Raw genomic sequence first — 21250 nt, 5'->3', positions numbered from 1 at the left:
GGTTACTCCTTCGTGTCATGGCGGAGGGAGCTGTCGTCCTCAGGGTCGGGAGCGGGTGTCTCCACATCGACCACGTCGATGTCGACCCGCGAGGGTCGCAACTGCGGACCGAGCCGATCGCGGACCACTGCGTCCACGTCCGCAGCGATCTCCGGGATGGGCCGGCCGTAGGTCACGACCAGACGGAGCCGGACGGTGGAAGGGTCCTCGCGCCCGATCCGGACGCCCTCGACCCGCTCGCCGTCCGCGTAGGTGGCGAACTCGCCGAGCGCACCACCGTCCAGGCGTGCGACGCCTGAGGTGGTCCTCGCCGCGTCGGCGGCAGCGCGCGCCAGTTCAGCTCGGCGCGACCCGCTGGGGTCACTCGACACGGCTCTGGTCGCCCTCCTCTTCCCCGCCCGGGAACGCCAGGTCCGCGACAGCTATGTTGACCTCCACGACCTCGAGACCGGTCAGCTTCTCGATCCGGTCGATCACGTTGTCGCGCACCGACGAAGCGACCTCGGTGATGACCGCGGGGTACTGCACCGTGATGCTCAGGTCGACCGCTGCCTGCCGGGTGCCGACCTCGACACCCACGCCTGAGGTGGCGTGCTCCTCTCCGCGGATCCGTCCGACGACCTCGGCCACGGCGCCGCTGAGGGTGCCGCCCATGGAGGCGACCCCCCCGACCTCGCGCGTGGCGATGCCGGCGATCTTCGCCACGACCCCGTCGTCGATGGTGGTCGTCCCGCGATCATCGGACCGCGCGATGACCTCCTTGGTTCGACTGCTCCCCGACTCCTGCGACGAGATCGGCTGTGTGCTCTGCGACTGGCTCATGGTTGCTTCCTTCGTTGAGGGTTGGGGCCCGAAGCCGGCGTGCGGTGTCAGTCGTGCTGGTGACCCAGGTACTCGGCCAGGTCCACCCGACCGGTCACGACAGCAGCGATCACGGCGCCGATCACCGCGAGCACCGCCACGAGCAGGGCCGACAGGAAGCCGGCGAAGACCCAGATCGAGCCGAGGACGAGGCCGACGATCGTGCCGAAGCGGATGGTTGTCATGGCTGCCTCGATCTTTGGCCGGGAACGCGGGGCTGACGCTCCCGCTGCCCTTGGTCACATCAGGATCTCGATGTCACCCAACATGCGGCATCCGACGGCATTCCGCATCCGGCCGTTGGGGCGCCTAGTCCAGATCGCGGCGCTGGCCTCCATCCCGGCCCAGGCGCCGACGGAGCCGGCGCATCAACCGTCGGCTCGGTCGCTGCCGCACCGTCACGCTTCGACCGGCCGGCGACCTGGCAGCCCCCCCTGCGTCGCCGTTAGGCGCCAGGAGCAGATCTCGGGCCACGGTCAGGGTCCGGAAGATCTCTGCATCTCCCCCGAGGTCGGGATGGTGCTGCCGCGCCAGGCGTCGATAGGCGCTGACGACCTCGGAGTCCTCGACAGGCTCCTGCAGGCCGAGCAGACGCAGAGCCTCATGTCGTTGGCGCATCGGGAGGGACGGCATGGCTCTCGCTCCTACGCTTCACGTGGCGGACCCGTGCACACCGGCGGGCGCTACACACGGCCGCCGCGTCCTAGTGGACCAGCAGGGACCCCGGCCCGCGGCCTGCTTCCCCCGCCCCAGGGCCAGGCCCGGGTCCACGAAGACGACCCCGACACGGAGCTCCAACTGCTCGCGCTGGCGCAGACGGTCCCCCTCCCCTTCCATCGTGTGGCCAGCAACTCGCCGTCGGGTGGAACCGTGAACCGTCCTGGGTCTGATGAAGACTCGGTTCATTGGATTCCAACCGGGCGGTTGGTGGATGTCACCGAGGGTCGAGTGCAGCCGTTCGAGGGCCCATCCATGGCGTAGCCAGGTTCTTCGCCGCTCGCCTGGCTGCCGTCACCCAGTGTTCCCGCCCTACGTGTTGCGGACGGGATCACCTCCATTCGGTTCGCTAGTAGTAGAAGCGGCGTGGTCCAACTGTGCGGCCAAGCGCTCCGATGATCAACAAGATCGCACCTACAACGATGAGAATCCAGCCGATCGTTGAGAGAATGCCCGTGCCAAGTACCAGCATGTCGAGCAGCAGCAGGATGATTCCGAGGACCAGCACGGTAACTCCTTGGAAGAAGATGGTCGTTGCAGACGTCACACAACTAGCACGGGGCGGCCCTGTCCCGCGACAATCACCAACACCCCGACGGTTGTGACCTCTGCGAGGGATCTTCGCCTGCACGACGAACGTGACGTTGACCCGGTATTGACACGGCGGAGGCCGGATCGGCCCGGTCTCCTCCGAGTCGTGGAAGAACGGTTGGTGCAGCAGTTGGCTGTGGGCGCGCCGCGATGGACACGTAGCTCCGGACCACACGGGCGGCTGCTGACAAACCCTCGCGCATCGAGATGGCGGCACACCCGGGCTCAGCGGGGACTAGCTTGTGTTGCACCGGAACGTTGTCGACGATTGACATCGGTGCGCCTCCGTTGTGGGCGGTGTGGCCGCGGTGGTGGTTGTAGTCGTGCACGAAGGCCTCGAGGGTGTCGAGGCGTGCCTGGTTGCTGGTGTAGGGGCGGGTGTAGGCCCACTCGTTCTTGAGGGTGAGATTGAACCGCTCGACCTTGCCGTTGGTCTGGGGCCGGTAGGGGCGGGTCCGCAGATGACGGACCTGGTGGGCCTGGAGCGCGTCGCGGAACGGCAGCGATCGGTAGCAGTTGCCGTTGTCGGCCATGACCCGTTCGATGGTGATGTCGTGGTCGGCGAACCAGTCGATCGCACGGGTCATGAACCCAGCGGCGGTGTCTTTGCGTTCGTCGCGGTGGGCTTCGACGTAGGCGATCCGGCTCCGGTCATCGACGGCGATGTGGAGGTAGTCGTAGCCAAGTCTGTGCTGTTTGCGGTCGCCGGTGCGCCGTTCCTGCTTGTTCAGCACCGGCGCGTTGCCGCGACCGTGGAACCGCCAGCCGCCACCATCGGGGATCCGGCCCTGCTTCTTGACATCGACATGGAGCAGCTCGCCAGGCCGTTCCCGCTGATAGCGGACCACGGTGCGGGTGGCCCGATCCAGCTCCGCGAGGCGCGGGACCCCGTGACGGCGTAGGACCCGCCACACCGTGGAGCGGGCTTCGCCGGTCGCCCACGCGATGCGGTGCGGACCGTGCAGTGTTGCCTCCCGCCGGGCCAGGATGGCCTGCTCACGCTCGGGCGAGAGCCGGTGCGGACAGCGGTGCGGCGCAGAGGAACGGCCGACCAGCCCGTCCCACCCCTCGTCGTCGTAGCGGCGCAACCACTTTTGCGCGGTGGCTCGTGAGACGCCCTGTGCCTCGGCTGCGCGGGCTACGGGCCAGCCTGCGAACCGGATCCGTTCGATCAGCAGGCGTCGACCTTCGATCGACAGCTTCGCCCTACGATGCTCCATGAGAGCCTCCCGTTTGCTCGTTCTTCGCCGGATGAGCCGGGAAGCTCTCACTCTGTGAACAACCTTGCGAGGAACTACAACTAGCGCGCGGGTCGCGGCTCCACCGGAGACCGGCGGCTCCACCGGAGACCGGCGACGCCGCCGGGACGGCTATGGGCGGCTCGGCACTTCCGCGGAAGCACCCGTACCCACCCGCAACGAACCCTCTGTGTGTCAAGGGGCGAGGTCGGTGGGTCGGGCGAGGGCAGGGCGAGGTGGTCCGGCGACAGGTGGCCGGACCCTCTGTAGGGTTGTTGGTGGATCCGGGTGTGACTGAACGTCAGCCCTCGAGGCTGCCGTGTCCCCCGGGTCCGCTCATGCCGCGGCGATCTCTTCGGTCGTCGCGGAGTCGGCGAGTAGCTGCCGGTAGATCACGTTGCACAGCTGCCGCTTGAGGGCGCGCATCGCTTCGCGGCGGGACTTGCCTTCCGCGAGACGCCGGTCGACGTAGGCACGGCCGGGGCTGGTGTGCGAGAGCTGGCTGAGAACGACCATGTGGATGGCGGCGTTGAGCCGCCGGTTGCCTCGTCGTGAGAGCCGGTGACGCGAGACGTCTCCGGACGAGGCTTCGATCGGTGCGGTGCCGGCGTAGCTCGCGAAGTGGGCCCGGCTGGGGAACCGGTCGATGTCGCCGGCATGGCCGATGATCGTGGCCGCGAGGATCGGTCCGATGCCTACGATGTCGGTCAGGGTGGTCTTGGAGGCCGTGACGGCTTCGACGATGCGACCGTCGATGTCGACCAGCTGCCGGTCGATCTTGCGCAGGTCGGCAACGAGCTCCCTCGCGAGCTGCTTGCGCTGTACCGCGACGACGCCTTCAGGGCGGATGCCCTGTAGCAGTCGGCTGGCCCTCTCGGCTGTGAGATGTAGCGGAGCGCCGCCTGGACGCAGATGCCGCAGATGGTTGTGCAACCGGCACACGATCCGGTTACGGGACGCCGACAGCTGATCGCGCCGATCGGAGAGCATCCGCAGCACCACCGTGACGTCCTCGGGCCCGACCTGGCGCAGCTGGCGTCCGTGCAGGGCAGCGATCGCGGTCGAGCGGGCATCGTGGCTGTCGGACTTGCGGGCCGACCCGCCCGAGAGCAGACGCACCCGAGCCGAGAGGGTGGCGGGCACGTCGGTGACCGGCTCACCAGCGGCGATCAGCTGTTGGGCCAGCAGCCGTCCGAGTCCGTTGGCGCCCTCGACCGCCCACCGACGGTCCGGCCACGCCGCGGCGAAGGTTTGCAGCTGATGGATCTGGTGCTTGCCGGCCGTGACGCGTAGCTCCGCTAGGACCTCTCCGGCCGCGTCGAGCGCGACGGCGGTGTGCGAGCTCTTGTGGGGATCGATCCCGATGATGACGTCCATGCTGGTCTCCTCGTTGGTGAACGTGCAGGAGCCGCTACGGACAGTCCTGATGCGAGTTCAGACATCCCTCTGTCGAGTCACGTGGCGGCGGCCTCGGCGGGCGCACCTCGTTACCAAGTCAGCCGGAGGCGACAGGGGATTACAGAGCGTTCCCGCCGAGGCCATCGACGCTACGGAAGGCCATCCGTCTCGTCGCCCACCACCGAGTCTCCATCAGGGGACTTCCGCGCGTTGCGGATCGTCGAGAGCGCTCCACAGCCGCGACGACGGCTTGATGCTGAGGGGCTGCTGAGTGGCTGCTGACGTGCCGTCGGCGGTGACGCGCGACGCTGGCTTCACACGACCGCAACACGACGGCTCCACGGTGGGAACCGGGGGCGCCGACGCTCCGCACCATGGACCCCTCCGCTCCCGCCCTACCGGCGCTCCCGCTGTTCCCGTCCCCCGGTGCCGTGACCGCTCCCCCGGGCGACGGCCCGGTGTCGCGCACGCTCATCGACGAGTTCCTCGCCGAACAGGCCGCGACCACAGCAGTCGAGCGGTTCGCGAGCTGGCACCACGACGCGCCGGCCCGGGCCACCGCCTACCGCGACCTGCTCCCGGCCACCCCACCAGCGCCAGGTCAGCAGTACGCCTTCGAGGTCGACCTCGACGCGTGCTCGGGCTGCGAGGCCTGCGTCGTCGCCTGCGGTGCGCTCAACGGCCTCGAGGACGGCCGCTCGTTCCGGTCGACCGGCGTCCTCACCGGACCGACCGGCGGCGGCCCCGACGGCACCGCACCGGTCCAGCGCACGGTGACGACCGCGTGCCACCACTGCGAGGACCCCGGATGCCTGACCGGCTGCCCGGCGAACGCCTACGAGAAGGACCCGATCACCGGCGTGGTGCGCCACCTCGACGACCAGTGCATCGGCTGCCGGTACTGCACGTTGACCTGCCCCTACGACGTGCCGTCGTACGACGGCGACCGTGGCATCGTGCGCAAGTGCGACCTGTGCCACGACCGCCTCGCCGTCGGTGAGGCGCCCGCCTGCGTCCAGGCGTGCCCGACCCAGGCCATCGCGATCCGCACCGTCGACCTCGACGCCGTCGGTCGCGAGGACCCGTGGCCGTTCCCCGCACCCGATCCGGCGACCACCCGGCCCACCACGACCTACCGCGGCACCGAGGAGCTGCGGACCGAGGTGACCGCCCGGGCCGAGGGGGCCCTGCACCTCGACCACGCGCACCCACCCCTGACGGTGATGCTGGTCCTGACCCAGCTCGCGGTCGGCACCCTCGCAGTGCTGCTCGCGTTGGCCACGACGACCGCCGGCGCCACCCTGGACCTCGCCAGCGGACCGGTCGCGGCCACCACCCTGGCCACCGCGATCGTCGCGCTCGGCGCGAGCGTCCTGCATCTCGGACGCCCGCTGCAGGCGTGGCGGGCCGTCCTCGGGTTCGGCCACTCGTGGCTGAGCCGCGAGATCGTCGCGTTCGGTGCCTTCGCCCCGCTGGCCGCCGCGACGGCGGCAGGCCACCTCGGCGCACCGATGCTCGACCGGCACGTCGGCTGGCTCGGCCCCACCACGGTGGTCGTCGGACTGCTCGGCGTCGCGACCTCCGTGCTCGTCTACGCGGTGACCGGCCGCCGGTGGTGGTCGCTGCCCCGGGTCGCGGCACGGTTCGCGCTGACCACCGCGCTGACCGGGGCCGCCACCGTCGCGGCCGTGACCGCCGTCACCGCCGCCGTCGCCGGCACCGACCCCACCCCGGTGCTGGTCCGCCTCGGGGTCCTCTCCACGGCCCTGACCGTGGCCGCCACGACCGCCGAACTGGCGCTACTGCGCCACCGCCACGGCCCGGCGGACGACGAGCTCGCACGGACCGCCCGTCTGCTCACCCGGCGGCTGCCGGCACTCGTGCAACTCCGGCTGCTGCTCCTGCTCACCGGCGGCGGCGCCGGCCCCTGGTTCGCACTCCTGATGCTCACCGGTGACCGACCGTCACCGGCGGCCACCGCCGTCGTGACCGTCCTGGCCGCCGCGGCCGTCCTGCTCGCCGAACTGCTCGAACGGTGGCGTTTCTTCACCGCCGTCGCACCGGTCCGCATGCCCGGGAGGCTCACATGACCCGCACCCCGCTGCGCGAGATCCTCCGCCGCACCGACGGCCCCCTCACCCGCGAACTGGCCCGCGTCGGCGCCGACTTCGGCCTCGGCCAGGTACCGGCCGACCGCGCCCCGGACGCGGTGGTGCGCAGCATCTGCGGGTACTGCTCGACCGGGTGCTCGCTCGACGTCCACCTCCAGGACGGTCTCGCGGTCAACCTGACGCCCTCCACCGGCTACCCCGTCAACCTCGGCTCGGCGTGCCCGAAGGGCTGGGAGGCCCTCGCGCCGCTCACCTCCGACCAGCGGGCCACGACCCCGCTCGCCCGTGACGAACGTGGTCGGCTGCAGCCGATCGGGTGGGACGACGCGGTCACGCGGTTCGTCACCGGCATCCGTGACGTCCAGGACCGCCACGGCCCCGACAGCGTCGCGTTCCTGTCGACCGGCCAGATCACCACCGAGGAGATGGCCGTCCTCGGCACCGTGGCCAAGTTCGGCCTCGGGATCCGGCACGGCGACGGCAACACCCGCCAGTGCATGGCCACGGCCGTCACGGCCTACAAGCAGTCCTTCGGGGCCGACACCCCGCCTTACACCTACGCCGACCTCGAGGCGTCCGACGTCGTGGTCCTCGTCGGCTCCAACCTGGCGGTCGCCCACCCCATCCTGTGGCAGCGGCTGCGCAGCAACCCCCACGACCCCGACGTGATCGTGGTGGACCCGCGCCGCACCGACACGGCGGCTGGCGCGACCCAGCACCTGGCCGTCGCCCCCGGCCGCGACCTCGACCTGCTGTACGGGATCGGCCACCTGCTGATCGAACGCGGCGCGGTCGACCACGGCTTCGTCGCGGCCCACACCACCGGGTTCGAGGCGTACGCGCAGCACGTGGCGGCCTACACCCCGCAGCGTGTGGCCGAGGCGACCGGCATCCCGATCGCCCAGCTCGAACGCTGCGCCGACACCATCGCGGCGGGCCGCGCGGTGTCCTTCTGGTGGACGATGGGGGTCAACCAGTCCCACCAGGGCACCCGGACCGCCCAGGCGATCATCGACCTCGCCCTCCTGACCGGCAGCATCGGTCGACCCGGCACCGGCGCGAACTCCATCACCGGTCAGTGCAACGCCATGGGCTCACGCCTGTTCTCCAACACCACCGGACTGCTCGGTGGGCGCGACTTCGGGGACGCGACCCACCGCGCCGAGGTGGCTGCTGCGCTCGGCATCGACGCGGGACGCATCCCCACCGAGACCGGCATGGCCTACGACCAGATCGTCGAGGGCATCGCGGAGGGCCGCATCAAGGCACTGTGGGTCATCGCGACCAACACCGCCCACTCGTGGATCGGGCAGGGACAGCTGCGAGACCTGCTCGACCGCCTCGACCTGCTGGTCGTCCAGGACCTGTACGCCACCACCGAGACCGCGGAGCGTGCCCACCTGGTGCTGCCCGCCGCCGGCTGGGGCGAGAAGGACGGCACCTTCATCAACTCCGAGCGTCGCATCGGGCGGGTCCGGAAGGTCGCGCAGGCACCGGGCCAGGCCCTGGCCGACCTGCACATCTTCCGGCTCATCGCCCACGCCGCCGGGTGCGGAGACCTCGTCGAGCGTTGGCGGTCCCCCGAGGACGTGTTCCGCACGTTGCAGCAGCTCTCCCGCGGCCGGTTCTTCGACTTCAGCGGCATCGACGGGTACGCCGACCTGGACACCCAGGGTGGCATCCAGTGGCCGCAGCCCGTACCGGGCGCCGTCCCGACCACCGAGCGGCGCCTGTACGCCGACGGCCGGTTCCCCACCCCGGACGGCCGGGCACGGTTCGTGGTCGACGACCCGCGGCCACCCGCGGAGCACGTGCGAGCACGGCGACCGCTCGTGCTGCTCACCGGCCGCGGGTCGACGTCCGAGTGGCACACCGGCACCCGGACCCGGAAGGCCCCCGCGCTGGCCCGGCTCACCCCCGACGACCCCTACCTCGAGATCGCCCCGGACGACGCCGCGGCACGCGGCATCACCTCCCACGACTGGGTCGAGGTGATCTCCGAGCGGGGCACCGTCCGGGTGCGGGCGCTGGTGACCCCGACCGTCGGGGACGGCCGGGTGTTCCTCTCGATGCACCACGAGGTCACCAACCAGCTCACGATGCCGGCCTTCGACCCGCACTCACGGCAGCCGGCCTACAAGCACGCCGCCGTCGAGGTCCGCCCGGCCTCCGCGGTCCGCTGAGCGGCCAGGACCTCGACCACGTCCCCGACCACCAGCACCGCGGGAGTCGGCAGGTCGGCGTCGGCCACCCGGTCCGCCAGGTCGGCGAGGCAGCCGGTGACGGTCCGCTGCTCGGGACGCCCCGCGGCCGCGATCATCGCCGCGGGCGTCGAGCCGGCACGCCCACGGTCCACGAGGGCAGCGCACAGCTGCGCACACCGACCCGCGCCCATCAGCACCACGACCGTCCCCGAGAAGCGTGCGGCGAGATCCCAGTCCCCGCCGAGCTCGTCGTCCCCGGCGCGACGTTGCCCCGTGAGGACGAGGAACCCGGCCGCCAGGCCCCGGTGGGTCAGCGGGATCCCCGCCAGCTCAGGAGCGGCGATGGCCGAGCTGATCCCGGGGACCAGCTCAGTCGCGACACCGCGGGCAGCCAGGTCGAGCACTTCCTCGCCACCACGACCGAACACCACCGGGTCGCCGCCCTTCAGCCGGACGACCCGCAGCCCCCGGTGCGCCGCGTGGGCCATGCGCGCCACCACGGACGGGTGGCCGACCACCACCGATCCGCAGCGCCGACCGACCGGCACCACCTCGGCCGCAGGCGAGACCAGCGCGAGGATCTCGTCGGGCACGAGCTGGTCGTGCAGGACCAGATCGGCGTCCGCGAGCAAGCGGGCGGCGCGCACGGTGAGCAGGTCAGGGTCGCCCGGACCGGCACCGACGAGGTGGACGACCACGCTCACCGGTGCCCGCCCACCTCGGAGCCGACCCGGTCCAACCGGTAGCCGACCCCCCGGACGGTCACGATTGTCACCCCGGTGCCCGTGAGCTTGCGCCGCAGCCGGGCGACCTGGTGCTTGATGGCGGACGGGTCGTCGGGCGCCGCGTGGCCCCACGCCTCGGACAGCAGCTGGTCGAGGGGACAGACCACTCCCGGTCGCCGCGCCAGCGCCGCCAGCACGGCGAAGCCACGTTCCCCGAGGGGCACGTGGGCACCGCCCGGGACCGAGACCGCGTACGTCTCGGGGGACAGCTGCAGCTGGGGGCGGGCCTCGGGGAGGGTGGCCCGGGTCGCGGCCCAGGTCTCCAGGCTCCGCAGCAGGTCGCCGGTCCGCCAACGTCGAGGCGCCACCCACACGGGCATGCCGAGGGCCTCGACGGCGGAGGCGGTGACCGGGCCGATCACCGCGGCAGCGACCCGCTCCCGGAACGCGTCGACGAGCGCCTCCCGGCGCGCCGCACCCCCCGCTTCCGCGATCGCGATCAGGTTGCGGGCCGCCCCCGGCGAGGTGAAGGTGACCACGTCGAGGTCACCGGCCAGGACGGCCGCGACCAGCGCCTCGGCCGGCGCGACGTCCTCGGGCAGGGCGTGGCGGTAGGTGGCCACCGACAGCACGTCGGCGCCGCGGTCGCGCAACGGCTGCCAGGTCGCATCGAGCGCGCTGCCGTGCAGCTGGACGGCGACCACGTCGCCGGGCAGCACGTGCCCAGCGAGCCAGCCGACGACGTCCGCGTCGGTCTGCCGCTCCGAGGACCAGACCGGACGAGCGTGCAGCTCCTGCAGCCCACCGGTCGCCTTGGCGCCACGCGTCACGCACCTGGCGGCGGCGGCCACCTCGCGCAACGCGTCGATGCGTCCGTGCTCCGTGGCGGCGGCGGCCCACAGCCGCATCCCGACACCGGTCGACGCGACGAGCCAGGACGGCCGCGCGTCGACGATCGTGTCGGTGTCCGCCAGGATCCGTGACACCGGCACGGGGACGTCACCCCCGACGGTCGGCCCGAGCAGGACCTGCGCGCCTCGCCGCTCGAGCGCCGCCTCCAGCTCGCTGCCCTTGCGGTGCGAGGTGACACCGACACGCAGTCCTTCGAGCGCCACGGCACCTCCTCCGGTCGGAAAAGTTCGGCGATGGGCCGCGGAACAGGCCGCGGGAACTGGTCGCAGCTTGCCGGCACCTCGTCGCGTCACGATCACCCGCACGTTTCGTCCAGGTGAACGTGCTGTCGCGCTGGCACCCCGGCGTCGGCGTCGTGCGCGACGGCCCCGTCACGCAGTGGCAACACGGGCCGCACACGGGTGGAACGGCGGCCCCCGATGGTGACCGAGCTCGCCACGCCGTGTCGAGCTGTCCCGAGGAGGATCCCGTGGCCGACCGCTCCCGCACCGCCGGTGCCAGCGTGACCAACCTACTGCGTTTCACCGGCCGTCACCGTGTGCTGCATCTGACCTGGTTCGCGTTCTTCCTCACCTTCGTGGTGTGGTTCGCGTTCGCACCGCTCGCCGGAACCATCGGCGCCGAGCTCGGCCTGTCCCCCCAGCAACTGACGGTGGTCGCCCTCTGCAACGTGGCGCTCACCGTGCCGGCCCGCATCCTGGTCGGCATGGCCCTCGACCGCTGGGGCCCCCGCCGGGTCTACAGCGCCATCCTGATCTACGCGGCCATCCCGTCGGTCATGACGGCGATGGCGACCAGCTTCGCCATGCTCGTCACCGCACGTCTCGCCGCCAGCATCGTCGGCGCCGGGTTCGTCGTCGGGATCCGCATGGTCAGCGAGTGGTTCCCGCCACGGGAGGTCGGCCTCGCCGAGGGTGTGTACGGGGGTTGGGGCAACTTCGGTTCGGCGGCAGCGGCCTTCACGCTCCCGACCCTGGCCGGGCTCATCGGTGGGTGGCGCCTCGCCATCGGCACCGTGGCCATCGTCGCGGTCGCCTACGGGCTGCTCTACCTGCGGTCGGTGGCCGACACCCCCGAGGGTCGCACGTTCGCACGACCGCCGCGGCAGGGTGCCCTCGAGGTCACCAGCCGTCCCGCGGTCTTCGGCCTCATCGCGCTGAACGTCCCGTTGATCGCGATCCTCGGCCTCGTCGCCTGGCGGGTCGAGATGGTCGGCGTCATCGGTCGCGAGGTCCTGTGGAGCATCGTCGCGGTGCTCGTGGTCCTCAGCCTGTTCCAGGCCCGTGCCGCCGTGCGCGTCAACCGCGACGCGCTCGCCGACCGCTACCCGAGCGACGACCGCTACCCCTTCCGGTCCGTCGCCGTGCTCTGCCTCGCCTACGCGGTCACGTTCGGCTCGGAGCTGGCCGTCGTCTCGATGCTGCCGCTGTTCTTCGCCGACACCTTCGGCCTGTCGCCCACCATGGCCGGGGCGACCGCGGCTGGGTTCGCCTTCATGAACCTCGCCGCCCGTCCCGCCGGCGGCCTGCTGTCCGACCGGCTCGGCAGCCGCCGACGCACCCTGCTGTTCCTGCTCGCGGGCCTCGGCGGCGGGTACGTCCTGCTCGCCAACGTGAACAGCTCGTGGCCGCTGGTGGCTGCGGTGCTCGCGACGATGGTCTGCTCGTTCTTCGTCCAGGCGGGTGAGGGTGCGACCTACGCGATCGTCCCGCTCGTCAAGCGACGCGTGACCGGCCAGATCTCCGGGATGGTCGGGGCCTACGGCAACGTCGGCGCGCTGCTGTTCCTGACCCTGCTGCTGGTCGCCGGTCCGACCGCGTTCTTCCTGACGATCGGCGCGTCGTCGGTCGTGGCCGCCGTCGCCTGCCGCTGGCTGGTCGAGCCCGAGGACTCGTTCGCCGAGCACCTGACCGACGATGAGCCCGCCGAGGTGCTGCTCGAGCTCACCGAGGGGGCGGTCGCCTGAGCAGGGCGCCCGCCCGCCCGACCCGGACGATCACGCGGCCGAGGGCCCTCCCTCGGCCGCGAGGATCTCGAGCGTGACCGCCTCCTCGATCCCGAGACGGGACGCCACGTCGCGCGCCACCCGCTCGCGGTCGGGCTCCGGGAGGCCGTCGCTGCCCCGACGGGCCACGGGCGGGTCGTACGGGTCGTAGACCTGGCGACGGTGCCCGGCCGGCAGCGGGGCGAGGCCGAGCACACCGAGGTACTCGTCCCAGATGTCGAGGACGGCGGCCACGGTGGGCTCGGCCGCCTCGGTGCGTGCCGCGACGTCGGCGATGCGGCGGGCACGAGCCTCGGGATCGTCGGTCTGCGCCGCCTCCTCGCCCTCGGGCGGGGTCCACGAGGGCCCGAGCCGGGTGGGCTCGAGCGACGCGTCACGACGGTTGCGGCTGGCGAACAGCACGATCAGGGCGAGCAGCGCGACGGCGGCGAGGCCGAACAGGAGAGGTTCCATGGTTCCGAGGTCGGTCCGGGGGCAGGGAGGCGCTACAGCGTCCGCCACGGCGGGGGCGCCGGCCGACCACCAGGATGGGCGGTCGGCCACCGTCCGCTCGGGAACTGATCCAGCCGTGGCCGGTCGGGCGCCTCAGCTCGAACCGGTCCCACCCGTGCGCAACGCGGAGACGAAGGCCTCCTGCGGGACCTCGACCGACCCCACGTTCTTCATCTTCTTCTTGCCCTCCTTCTGCTTCTCGAGCAGCTTGCGCTTGCGGGACACGTCGCCGCCGTAGCACTTGGCGAGCACGTCCTTGCGCTTGGCCTTGATCGTCTCGCGGGCGATGATCTTCGCCCCGATCGCGGCCTGGATGGGCACGTCGAACAGCTGCCGCGGGATCAGCTCGCGCAGCTTCTCGGTCATCGTTTTCCCGAAGGCGTAGGCGTCGTCGCGGTGGACGATGGCGCTGAACGCGTCGACCGGCTCGCTGTTGAGCAGCAGGTCCACCCGGACGAGGTCACCCTCGGCGTAGCCGCCGACCTCGTAGTCCAGGGACGCGTACCCCCGCGTCATGGACTTCAGCTGGTCGAAGAAGTCGGTGATGATCCCCGCGAGCGGCAGCTGGTAGCGCAGTTCCACGCGCTCCTCGGTGAGGTAGTCCATCGCGAGCATCGTGCCGCGCCGGCCCTCGCACAGCTGCATGACGGCACCGACGTAGCTGGTCGGGGTGAGGATCATCGCCTTGACCGTCGGTTCCTCGATGAGGGCGATCCGGTTGGGCTCGGGCATGTCCTGCGGGTTGGAGACGTCGAGGACGATCGGCTCGCCGGTCTCCGGGTCGTTCTTCTCGAGGGTGACCCGGTAGCGCACCGACGGGGCCGTGGTGATCAGCGGGATGCCGAACTCGCGGTCGAGCCGCTCGGTGACGATCTCGAGGTGGAGGAGGCCGAGGAAGCCGCACCGGAACCCGAACCCGAGCGCCGCCGAGGTCTCGGGTTCGTAGGAGAACGAGGCGTCGTTCAGGCGCAGCTTGTCGAGCGCCTCGCGCAGGTCGGCGAAATCGTCCGAATCGATCGGGTAGAGGCCCGAGAACACCATCGGCAGCGGCTCGCGGTAGCCGGGCAGCGCCTCGACGTCCTTGGCGCCCTTGCCGGCGAGCGTGATGGTGTCACCGACCTTGGCCTGGGCGACGTCCTTGATGGCCGCGGACAGGACGCCGACCTCGCCGACGCCGAGCGCGTCGATCGGGACCTCCTCGGGCGCGTGGACACCCACCCGCTCGATCTCGCCCTCGAACCCGGTCGCCAGCAGGCGGATCTTGTCCCCCGCCCGGAACTGTCCGTCGACGACCCGGAAGTAGACCAACGTCCCCCGGTAGGAGTCGTAGACCGAGTCGAAGATCAGCGCCCGGGCGGGCCCGGCGGGATCACCCGACGGAGCCGGGATCCGGTCGACGATCGAGTCGAGGACGGCGTCGACGCCCTCGCCCGTCTTGGCGCTGATCCGCAGCACATCGTCGGGTTCACCGCCGATGATCGCGGCGATCTCGCGGGCGATCTCGTCGGGACGCGCCGCGGGCAGGTCGATCTTGTTCAGGACCGGGATGATCTCGAGGTCGGCCTCGAGGGCGAGGTAGAGGTTCGCGATCGTCTGCGCCTCCATGCCCTGCGCCGCGTCGACGAGCAGCACCGCCCCCTCGCACGCGTTCAGGGCGCGGGAGACCTCGTAGGAGAAGTCGACGTGCCCCGGCGTGTCGATGAGGTTGAGCAGGTACTCGTCGTGCACGTCCCCGAGCGGCTTGTACGGCAGGCGGGCCGTCTGGGCCTTGATGGTGATGCCGCGCTCGCGCTCGATGTCCATCTTGTCGAGGTACTGCGCACGCATGTGCCGAGCGTCGACGAGCTCGGTGAGCTGCAGCATCCGGTCCGCGAGGGTGGACTTGCCGTGGTCGACGTGCGCCACGATGCAGAAGTTGCGGATGCGATCGATCGGGTAGGTCACGGTCGGCACGAGCCTCGAGGTCGCGGGTGTGCCGCGGTCCGGGCACAGGGAGAGAGCAGGGTACCGGCCACGCCCCGACACTCATGGCGCGCCGGAGAGCCGTGCTGGTGGCCTCCGACGCGCCGCGGAGCTCGCTCGACCGTCGTCGTCAGTCGCCCTCGACGTCCTCGAGCAGGAGCTTGAGGTTCTCGAGGTTGGACCGCACGTCACGGGTGTACATCTTGGTGACGAGCGGGTCGCTCATGCGGCCGAAGAACCCCCCGATGCTCGGCACCTCCTGGACGAAACCGACCCGCGTGCCCTCGCCGTCGGGTTCGTAGGTCCACGTGATGTGGAACTCCATCGGCGCCTCGAGGCTACGGATCTCCATCCGTCGGTCCTGCTCGAACTCGGTGACCTCGCTGCTCCACTCCACACGCCGACCGGCGACCTTGGTGATGCCCTCGGGACGCGCCCCCTTCTCCATGGGACCGTCGACGTCGAACGCGATCATGTTGGCCGCGATCAGGGTCTGGTTGGCGGGATCGGTCGCGAACGCGAAGACGTCCGGGACCGGTCGATCGATGTGGATGCTCTCCTCGATGCGTGGCACGGGTGCCCCTCTCCTCGGGTGCTGCTGCTCCCCCGCACGGCCCCCGTCGGATCCCCATGTGGACCACCTTCCTCGCCCGGGGGACGGCCGTCAACGGGTGTGGCCGAGCCGACCCACCGGTCGCCCAGGGCACCTGTCGCGACGCCCGTGGGCGTGCGGCCCGGGACCCCGGTGTGCGCTGGAGGCCACCGGCGAGGCACACTGCCGCATCCCTCCCGAGCGTCTCCGCTCACCACCTCGACTCCCCCGAGCTCGCCCGTGCCCGTTCGCGCCCGCTTCCGCCCCCACCCGCGAGGCTTCGGCTTCCTGACCCCCGTGGAGGCGGACGGCACCACCTCGACCGTCCTCCGCGCACCCGGCCCCGATGGCGTGGTGACCGAGCACGACGGCATCTTCGTGCCGCCAGCGCTCGCCCGTGAGCTGATCGCCGACGACCTGGTCGACGCGGAGGTCGAGATCGACGGCAAGGGCGCGAGCGCGACGGCGACCGCCCTCGTTGACCGGCCGCGACGCATGCTGGTCGGCACCGTGCAGCACGGTCCCGGCGGCCTCGTCATCGACCCCGACCCACAGCTGTCGTCGGGAGCGATCCCGCTGGCGGCCGGGCCAGCCGCCAAGCTGCCGACGTCCGTCGGACGCCTCGCGGTGGTGCTGCTGAGCCAGGACGAGGAGGGTGGTGCGCTCGGACAGGCGCTGGTGGCCGGACCGTTCGTGGTCGGCTCGCCGCAGGCGGTCCGCGCCGCCGCGACCGTCATCGCGCTCGGCCGGGCGGCACCCACGCTCGTGCCCGGGGGGCCCGAGCCCGCGGGCCTCGACGTCACCGAGGCGCTCGCCACCCACACCCGGTTGGTGGGTCACCTCGCCAGCGGGGGCCGCGGCGCCGCCGCCGGGCTGGACACCGCAGGGTTCATCCCCGGCCCCGAGGCACCCTGGGTCGACCGCCGCGACGAGCCGTGCGTCACCGTCGACAGCGCGACCACCCGTGACCTGGACGACGCCGTCGGCGCCTCCTGGGACGGCAGCGACGACAGCCCGGTGCACGTGGCCGTGCACATCGCCGACGCGGGGCGTGCGATCGGCATCGATTCCCCGGCCGACCGCTACGCGCGGGTCGCCGGCGCCACCGCCTACCTCGCGGTGGGCGACAACGCCCCGATGCTCGACCCGGCCCTCTCCGAGGACACGCTGAGCCTGCGGGCGGGCGAGGACCGCTTCGCGCTGTCGGTGCGCTTCACCGTCAGCCCGGACGGTGCGCTCGGCGGCGTCGAGGTCGAGGTCGCGGCCGTGACCTCCCGCGCCCAGCTGACCTACGGCGCCGTGGACAGCTGGCTCGAGGGCGACGAGGACGCCGTCCGGGGCGAAGCCGGTCTGGCCGGCGGCGAGGTCGTCACGGTGCTGCGCGGCGCGGTCGAGGCCGCACGCCGCCTCGGTGTCGAGCGCGACGACCGCGCCACCTTCGAGGACCTGTTCTCCTCCCCCGAGCACACCCCGGCCATCATCGGCGGGAAGCTGACGACGGTCGAGGCCGAGCCGCACGCCGCGGCCTACCGCTTCATCGAGCGGTTGATGGTGGCCGCCAACGAGTCGGTCGCCTCGTGGCTCATCAGCCGCGAGGTCCCGGCCCTGTACCGCGCGCACGTGGGCGTCGACCCCGAACGCGCCGAGCGCCTGCAGGCCGCCGCGACGGCGGTCGGCATCGAGCTCAAGGCGCTCGAGGCCGGGGACGAGGACCAGGTCAGCTCCGAGCTGATGGGGGCGATCGAGCAGCTCCGCACCGAGGGCCGTGACGAGGACCACGACCTGCTCGTGGCCGCCGCCACCGGTTCGATCGCGCGTGCGACCTACGACCCCGACCCCTCCCACCACCGTGGGCTCGCGTCGGGTGCGTACGTCCACTTCACCTCGCCGATCCGGCGGTACGCCGACCTCGTGGTGCACCGGCAGATCCGCGCCGCGCTGGCCGGCGACCCTCCGCCCTACGACACCGAGCAGCTCCGGGCGATGGCGACCTGGCTCGACGCACGTGCGGGCGCGATCGACCACCTCACCAGCCGCGAGCGCAGCGACCTGTGGGCCCGGCTGCTCGACCGCGGGTTCCTCGGGTCGACGCCGGAACCGGCCGTCGTCACCGGTGTGACGACCAACGGGGTGAAGGTCCGTCTCGGACGCCTCGGGGTCACGGGCTTCGTGACGGCCGAACGGCTCCTCGGGCTCGGCCCGAAGGAACGGGGCCGGCTCGACGTCGACGAGCACGGCATCGTCACGACCACCGGCACCTGGAAGCTCGGGCAGCGCACCACGGTGCGCTTCGTCGGTCTGGACGACACCGGCCGGACCATCTGGCGCCTCGGCGACAGCCGCTGACGCCGCCCGGTGAGCTGATGCCGCTCAGGCCGTGAGCTGACGCCGCTCAGCCCGTGGTCGGGGCCCAGGCGGCCGGACCAGCCGGTCCGGCCGCGGTCACCGCGTCGGGTGAGGGTTCGGACGGCGCCGGCGTGCGTGGTTCGAGCAGCGCACCGAGCAGCAGCACGCCGGCGAGCACCAGGAGGGCGATCCACACGGCCGGGTGGTGCCACACGGTGCGTCGCGGCGGCGGGACGTGCCGCGGCGCCTCGATCGACCCGTCCGTGGGCGACGGTCGCCCCGAGCCCCCTGCCCCACGGGACGGGTGACCGTGCTGCGGAGGCTGCCAGTTCGGGTCGCCCCAGCCGCGCTGCCCCGGGCCGGGCGGCGGCGGTGGGACGGGGTCGGCGAGGCCGGCCCACGGGTCCGGGGGCAGCTCGTCGTCGCCGCGGCGGCGGGGGTTGCCGTCCGGCACACCATCTCCTCAGCTCGTTCGCCGACCACCGTACGCGGTGGCCCGAGGCTGCGACCGGTCGCTTCGGGGCCAGCGCAGGCCGCGCACGGCGGTCAGGCGCCGTGCCACCACGCCACGTACGGGTGGTCGCGCGGATCGATGCCCTCGGGCGGGCGGTCGGCGCCTCCGAAGCTGCCCGAACCACCGGTCACCGCGGCCCCCTCCTCGTTGGCGACCTCGTGCGCCAGGTCGAGGATGGCGGCGGCGATGCGGCGCTCCACCAGCAGGTAGCCGTCGAGGTCGGTCCGGTGCTCGCGGTCCAGGAGGACCTCCGCGGCCGCGGCGGTGGCGGGGTAGGCGCGACGCGCGAGCCCGACGCGCTTGTCGTCCGAGCGCGGCGGCGGGGTGCGCAGCAGACGGTCGAGTTCCCCGCTGGAGGTCACCGGCAGCCACCACGCCCGCAGCCAGTCCGGGTGGTCCAGCCGGATGCGTTCCAGCGTCGCCTGCTTCCACGTGGCCTCGAAACCGCCCATCAGCCCGCTCCGTAGCGAGGTGCGCAGCTGCGGGTCGCCGAGGACACGGCGGATGGTCGCGTCGTCGGAACGCAGGAGCCGCTCGACGTCGGGCACCCGCCGCAGGATCAGCGGTGCCACCGGCTGGCCGAACCCGCAGGCGCGCGCGATCGCGACGACGGCGCGGGCCTCCCGGTCGCGTTGCTGCGGGGTCACGGGTGGCTCCTCGAGGTCGGCCGTGACGTCTCTACCACACCCGGTGCCGCGCACGGCCAGGGCCCCCCGCGGGCGTGGCCGGTGGGCGGTGGCCGGGTGGCCACCACGGAGGAGTGCGCACCAGCGGCTCCGGCCAGGTACGGTTACCGCATCACGTGCCCGGCCCGGGTTCCACTCTGTCTGCGCTTCTGCAGGCGACCCGGCCGGAGCCACCAAGAATGGGATGCATCACATGCCACAGGGCACCGTAAAGTGGTTCAACGCCGACAAGGGCTACGGGTTCATCACCCCGGCCGAGGGCGGCGAGGACCTGTTCGTGCACTTCTCTGCGATCCAGTCCGAGGGCTACAAGTCCCTCGAGGATGGGCAGCAGGTCAGCTTCGAGGTCGGTCAGGGCCAGAAGGGCCCGCAGGCCACGGACGTCCGTCCGGTCTGAGCTAGGCCGCGACACGGACGTCGGCCCGCGAGGCGCCGCCTCGACGAACCTACGTCCACGAGAAGAGCCCCGCTCCGGCGGGGTTCTTCCGCGTCTACGGTGACCGGGTGCGCTCGTCCCCCGCAGTCCTGGCCACCGATCCCGCGCGACCGGTGCGCCTGGCACGCTCCGACGGCGTGGTCACCACCGCCGTCGGAGCCACGCGGGAAGTGCACCCGCGCCTGACCGGCCTGGTCCGCTCCGTCGTCGGCTACGACCAGCACGTGGCCGCCGGGGCGATCCACCTCGGTCCGCCCTCGACGGGCGTGCAGCTGGTCATCAGCTTCGACCTCGACCAACGGATCGGACCGGCCGACGGCAGCCGTCCCGCCACGACCGTCACCTCGTTCGTGGCCGGCATCCACGACGAGCTGGTGGCGATCACCGCACCACGCTTCCACGGCATGCAGGTCGAGCTCACCCCCATCGGAGCCCTCCGCATCCTCGGCCCGATCGCGGAGGTGGCACGCCGGACCGTGCCGCTCGATGCCGTCCTCGGTGCGCCCGGACGCGCGCTGGAGGACCGGCTCGCGAACGCACGAGGGTGGACCGACCGCTTCGACGCCCTGGAACACGCCCTCATCCAGCGGCTGCCGGACACCCCCCGGGTGCGGCGTGAGCTGCCGTTCGCGCTCGGGCGCATGGTGGCCACGGGCGGCCTCCTCCCCGTCCAGGAGCTGGCGGGCGAGCTCGCCTGGAGCCGCCGCCACCTGTCGGGCACCTTCAACCGGGCGTTCGGGCTCTCGCCGAAGCGCATCGCCCAGCTGGTCCGGCTCGAGCAGGTCACGGCCCGCCTCGACCACGGTCGCGACCTGGCGGCCGTCGCGGCCGAGACGGGGTTCGCCGACCAGGCCCACCTGACCCACGAGGTGCGCGCCTTCACGGGGCTCACCCCGACGCAGCTGCGCGAACGCCGGCTCCCGGACGGCTGGTTCGAGGTCCCCGGGCACCACGCCCGCGGTTCCCATCCCTCCAAGACCGCCGGACCGAGCGGGCCGTAGCGTCGGTGACGTCCTTCGCCGTCGACCTGGAGTCCATCCATGGGATCCCCACTCATCCCCACCCTCCGTTACCACGACGCACCGGCCGCCATCGAGTGGCTCGTGACCGCGTTCGGCTTCGAGGTGCACCAGCGCTTCGACGACGGTGACGGTGGCGTCGCCCACGCCGAGCTCACCTTCGGCGACGGGATGGTGATGCTCGGCAGCGCCACCGACAGTCCCTACGGCAGGCTCGTCACCACCGTGCGTGAGGTCGGTCGCCCCACCAGCAGCCCCTACCTCATGGTCACCGATGCGAAGGCCCACCACGACCGCGCGGTCGCCGCCGGCGCCGAGATCGTCATCGAACTGCACGAGACCGACCACGGCAGCACCGACTACGCCTGTCTCGATCCCGAGGGCAACCTGTGGAACGTCGGCACCTACGACCCGTGGCAACCCTTCGAGTAGCCAGCGGCC

20 protein-coding genes and 1 pseudogene are annotated in these 21250 nt (G+C 72.0%); 7 read left to right on the top strand and 14 right to left on the bottom strand.

Features of this window, described 5'->3' with window-relative positions; genetic code table 11:
* Window positions 1-2: 2 nt before the first annotated feature.
* From NITAL_RS25995 to NITAL_RS25975, 7 genes and pseudogenes are all read right to left on the bottom strand, one after another.
* Complete coding sequence (locus tag NITAL_RS25995; protein ID WP_052669133.1) at window positions 3-371, bottom strand: Asp23/Gls24 family envelope stress response protein; 369 nt, start codon at window positions 369-371, stop codon at window positions 3-5.
* A complete protein-coding gene (locus tag NITAL_RS25990; protein ID WP_052669131.1) occupies window positions 361-822 on the bottom strand; it encodes an Asp23/Gls24 family envelope stress response protein in 462 nt (153 codons plus the stop codon). Before NITAL_RS25990 ends, NITAL_RS25995 begins: the two co-directional genes overlap by 11 nt.
* Before the next feature lie 47 nt (window positions 823-869).
* Window positions 870-1046 carry a DUF2273 domain-containing protein gene (locus tag NITAL_RS27695; protein WP_157042118.1) on the bottom strand — a complete coding sequence of 59 codons (177 nt, stop codon included), beginning with the start codon at window positions 1044-1046 and terminating at the stop codon, window positions 870-872.
* A 124-nt stretch (window positions 1047-1170) separates the two neighbouring features.
* Entirely contained in the window at window positions 1171-1479 is a 309-nt protein-coding gene (locus NITAL_RS29470; protein ID WP_342674245.1) for a DnaJ domain-containing protein, read from the bottom strand.
* Window positions 1480-1927: 448 nt separating this feature from the next.
* Window positions 1928-2086: a hypothetical protein gene (locus NITAL_RS28365; RefSeq protein WP_169786964.1), complete on the bottom strand. Its 159-nt coding sequence runs from the start codon at window positions 2084-2086 to the stop codon at window positions 1928-1930.
* A 325-nt stretch (window positions 2087-2411) separates the two neighbouring features.
* Window positions 2412-3389, bottom strand: a pseudogene (locus NITAL_RS25980) (IS481 family transposase); the annotation flags it as partial.
* 354 nt (window positions 3390-3743) lie between these two features.
* Entirely contained in the window at window positions 3744-4784 is a 1041-nt protein-coding gene (locus NITAL_RS25975; protein WP_052664145.1) for an IS110 family RNA-guided transposase, read from the bottom strand.
* A 395-nt stretch (window positions 4785-5179) separates the two neighbouring features.
* Between NITAL_RS25975 and NITAL_RS25970 the strand changes: the two genes are divergently transcribed.
* Window positions 5180-6895: a DmsC/YnfH family molybdoenzyme membrane anchor subunit gene (locus NITAL_RS25970; protein WP_052669126.1), complete on the top strand. Its 1716-nt coding sequence runs from the start codon at window positions 5180-5182 to the stop codon at window positions 6893-6895.
* Complete coding sequence (locus NITAL_RS25965) at window positions 6892-9099, top strand: molybdopterin oxidoreductase family protein (protein WP_052669125.1); 2208 nt, start codon at window positions 6892-6894, stop codon at window positions 9097-9099. The genes NITAL_RS25970 and NITAL_RS25965 overlap by 4 nt, the downstream gene beginning before the upstream one ends.
* Here NITAL_RS25965 and cobA read toward each other — a convergent pair.
* Complete coding sequence (gene cobA, locus NITAL_RS25960) at window positions 9051-9824, bottom strand: uroporphyrinogen-III C-methyltransferase (RefSeq protein ID WP_052669122.1); 774 nt, start codon at window positions 9822-9824, stop codon at window positions 9051-9053. The genes NITAL_RS25965 and cobA overlap by 49 nt on opposite strands.
* A complete protein-coding gene (locus tag NITAL_RS25955) occupies window positions 9821-10960 on the bottom strand; it encodes a uroporphyrinogen-III synthase (RefSeq protein WP_052669121.1) in 1140 nt (379 codons plus the stop codon). Before NITAL_RS25955 ends, cobA begins: the two co-directional genes overlap by 4 nt.
* Window positions 10961-11226: 266 nt before the next feature.
* Between NITAL_RS25955 and NITAL_RS25950 the strand changes: the two genes are divergently transcribed.
* Window positions 11227-12723, top strand: a complete 1497-nt coding sequence (locus NITAL_RS25950; protein ID WP_211262688.1) for a NarK family nitrate/nitrite MFS transporter — start codon at window positions 11227-11229, stop codon at window positions 12721-12723.
* 30 nt (window positions 12724-12753) lie between these two features.
* Here NITAL_RS25950 and NITAL_RS25945 read toward each other — a convergent pair whose 3' ends face one another.
* From NITAL_RS25945 to NITAL_RS25935, 3 genes are all read right to left on the bottom strand, one after another.
* Window positions 12754-13215 (bottom strand): hypothetical protein, encoded by a 462-nt coding sequence (locus tag NITAL_RS25945; RefSeq protein ID WP_052669120.1) that lies wholly within the window; start codon window positions 13213-13215, stop codon window positions 12754-12756.
* Window positions 13216-13347: 132 nt separating this feature from the next.
* A complete protein-coding gene (lepA, locus tag NITAL_RS25940; protein ID WP_052669119.1) occupies window positions 13348-15207 on the bottom strand; it encodes a translation elongation factor 4 in 1860 nt (619 codons plus the stop codon).
* Between the two features lie 139 nt (window positions 15208-15346).
* Window positions 15347-15790, bottom strand: a complete 444-nt coding sequence (locus NITAL_RS25935; protein WP_052669117.1) for an SRPBCC family protein — start codon at window positions 15788-15790, stop codon at window positions 15347-15349.
* 258 nt (window positions 15791-16048) lie between these two features.
* On the opposite strand from NITAL_RS25935, the gene NITAL_RS25930 reads away from it, so the two are divergent.
* Entirely contained in the window at window positions 16049-18154 is a 2106-nt protein-coding gene (locus tag NITAL_RS25930) for an RNB domain-containing ribonuclease (RefSeq protein ID WP_052669114.1), read from the top strand.
* Between the two features lie 46 nt (window positions 18155-18200).
* On the opposite strand, the gene NITAL_RS25925 is transcribed toward NITAL_RS25930, so the two are convergent.
* The gene (locus NITAL_RS25925; protein ID WP_052669112.1) at window positions 18201-18608 is read right to left on the bottom strand and encodes a hypothetical protein; all 408 of its coding nucleotides are present in this window, start codon (window positions 18606-18608) and stop codon (window positions 18201-18203) included.
* A 92-nt stretch (window positions 18609-18700) separates the two neighbouring features.
* Entirely contained in the window at window positions 18701-19315 is a 615-nt protein-coding gene (locus tag NITAL_RS25920; protein WP_052669111.1) for a hypothetical protein, read from the bottom strand.
* Window positions 19316-19547: 232 nt separating this feature from the next.
* Here NITAL_RS25920 and NITAL_RS25915 point away from each other — a divergent pair, with 232 nt between their 5' ends.
* The 3 genes from NITAL_RS25915 to NITAL_RS25905 all read left to right on the top strand — a co-directional run bounded on the left by NITAL_RS25915 (window position 19548) and on the right by NITAL_RS25905 (window position 21241).
* Entirely contained in the window at window positions 19548-19751 is a 204-nt protein-coding gene (locus NITAL_RS25915) for a cold-shock protein (protein WP_052669110.1), read from the top strand.
* A gap of 107 nt (window positions 19752-19858) precedes the next feature.
* Window positions 19859-20791, top strand: coding sequence for an AraC family transcriptional regulator (locus NITAL_RS25910; RefSeq protein WP_052669109.1), 933 nt, complete (start codon window positions 19859-19861; stop codon window positions 20789-20791).
* A 39-nt stretch (window positions 20792-20830) separates the two neighbouring features.
* On the top strand, window positions 20831-21241 hold the full coding sequence (locus NITAL_RS25905; protein WP_052669108.1) for a VOC family protein: 411 nt from the start codon (window positions 20831-20833) through the stop codon (window positions 21239-21241).
* Window positions 21242-21250: the final 9 nt, after the last annotated feature.

The sequence above is a fragment of the Nitriliruptor alkaliphilus DSM 45188 genome (assembly GCF_000969705.1).
Taxonomy (GTDB): Bacteria; Actinomycetota; Nitriliruptoria; order Nitriliruptorales; family Nitriliruptoraceae; genus Nitriliruptor; species Nitriliruptor alkaliphilus.
Note: the sequence above shows the minus strand (reverse complement) of the source record. Positions and strands in the feature narration are given on the sequence as shown.

Bases quoted from the DNA above. Each gene is read 5' to 3' on its own strand.
- NITAL_RS25990 (WP_052669131.1), bottom strand. From the start codon at position 822: ATGAGCCAGTCGCAGAGCACACAGCCGATCTCGTCGCAGGAGTCGGGG.
- NITAL_RS27695 (WP_157042118.1), bottom strand. From the start codon at position 1,046: ATGACAACCATCCGCTTCGGCACGATCGTCGGCCTCGTCCTCGGCTCG.
- NITAL_RS29470 (WP_342674245.1), bottom strand. From the start codon at position 1,479: ATGCGCCAACGACATGAGGCTCTGCGTCTGCTCGGCCTGCAGGAGCCT.
- NITAL_RS25975 (WP_052664145.1), bottom strand. From the start codon at position 4,784: ATGGACGTCATCATCGGGATCGATCCCCACAAGAGCTCGCACACCGCC.
- NITAL_RS25970 (WP_052669126.1), top strand. From the start codon at position 5,180: ATGGACCCCTCCGCTCCCGCCCTACCGGCGCTCCCGCTGTTCCCGTCC.
- NITAL_RS25965 (WP_052669125.1), top strand. From the start codon at position 6,892: ATGACCCGCACCCCGCTGCGCGAGATCCTCCGCCGCACCGACGGCCCC.
- NITAL_RS25945 (WP_052669120.1), bottom strand. From the start codon at position 13,215: ATGGAACCTCTCCTGTTCGGCCTCGCCGCCGTCGCGCTGCTCGCCCTG.
- NITAL_RS25915 (WP_052669110.1), top strand. From the start codon at position 19,548: ATGCCACAGGGCACCGTAAAGTGGTTCAACGCCGACAAGGGCTACGGG.
- NITAL_RS25905 (WP_052669108.1), top strand. From the start codon at position 20,831: ATGGGATCCCCACTCATCCCCACCCTCCGTTACCACGACGCACCGGCC.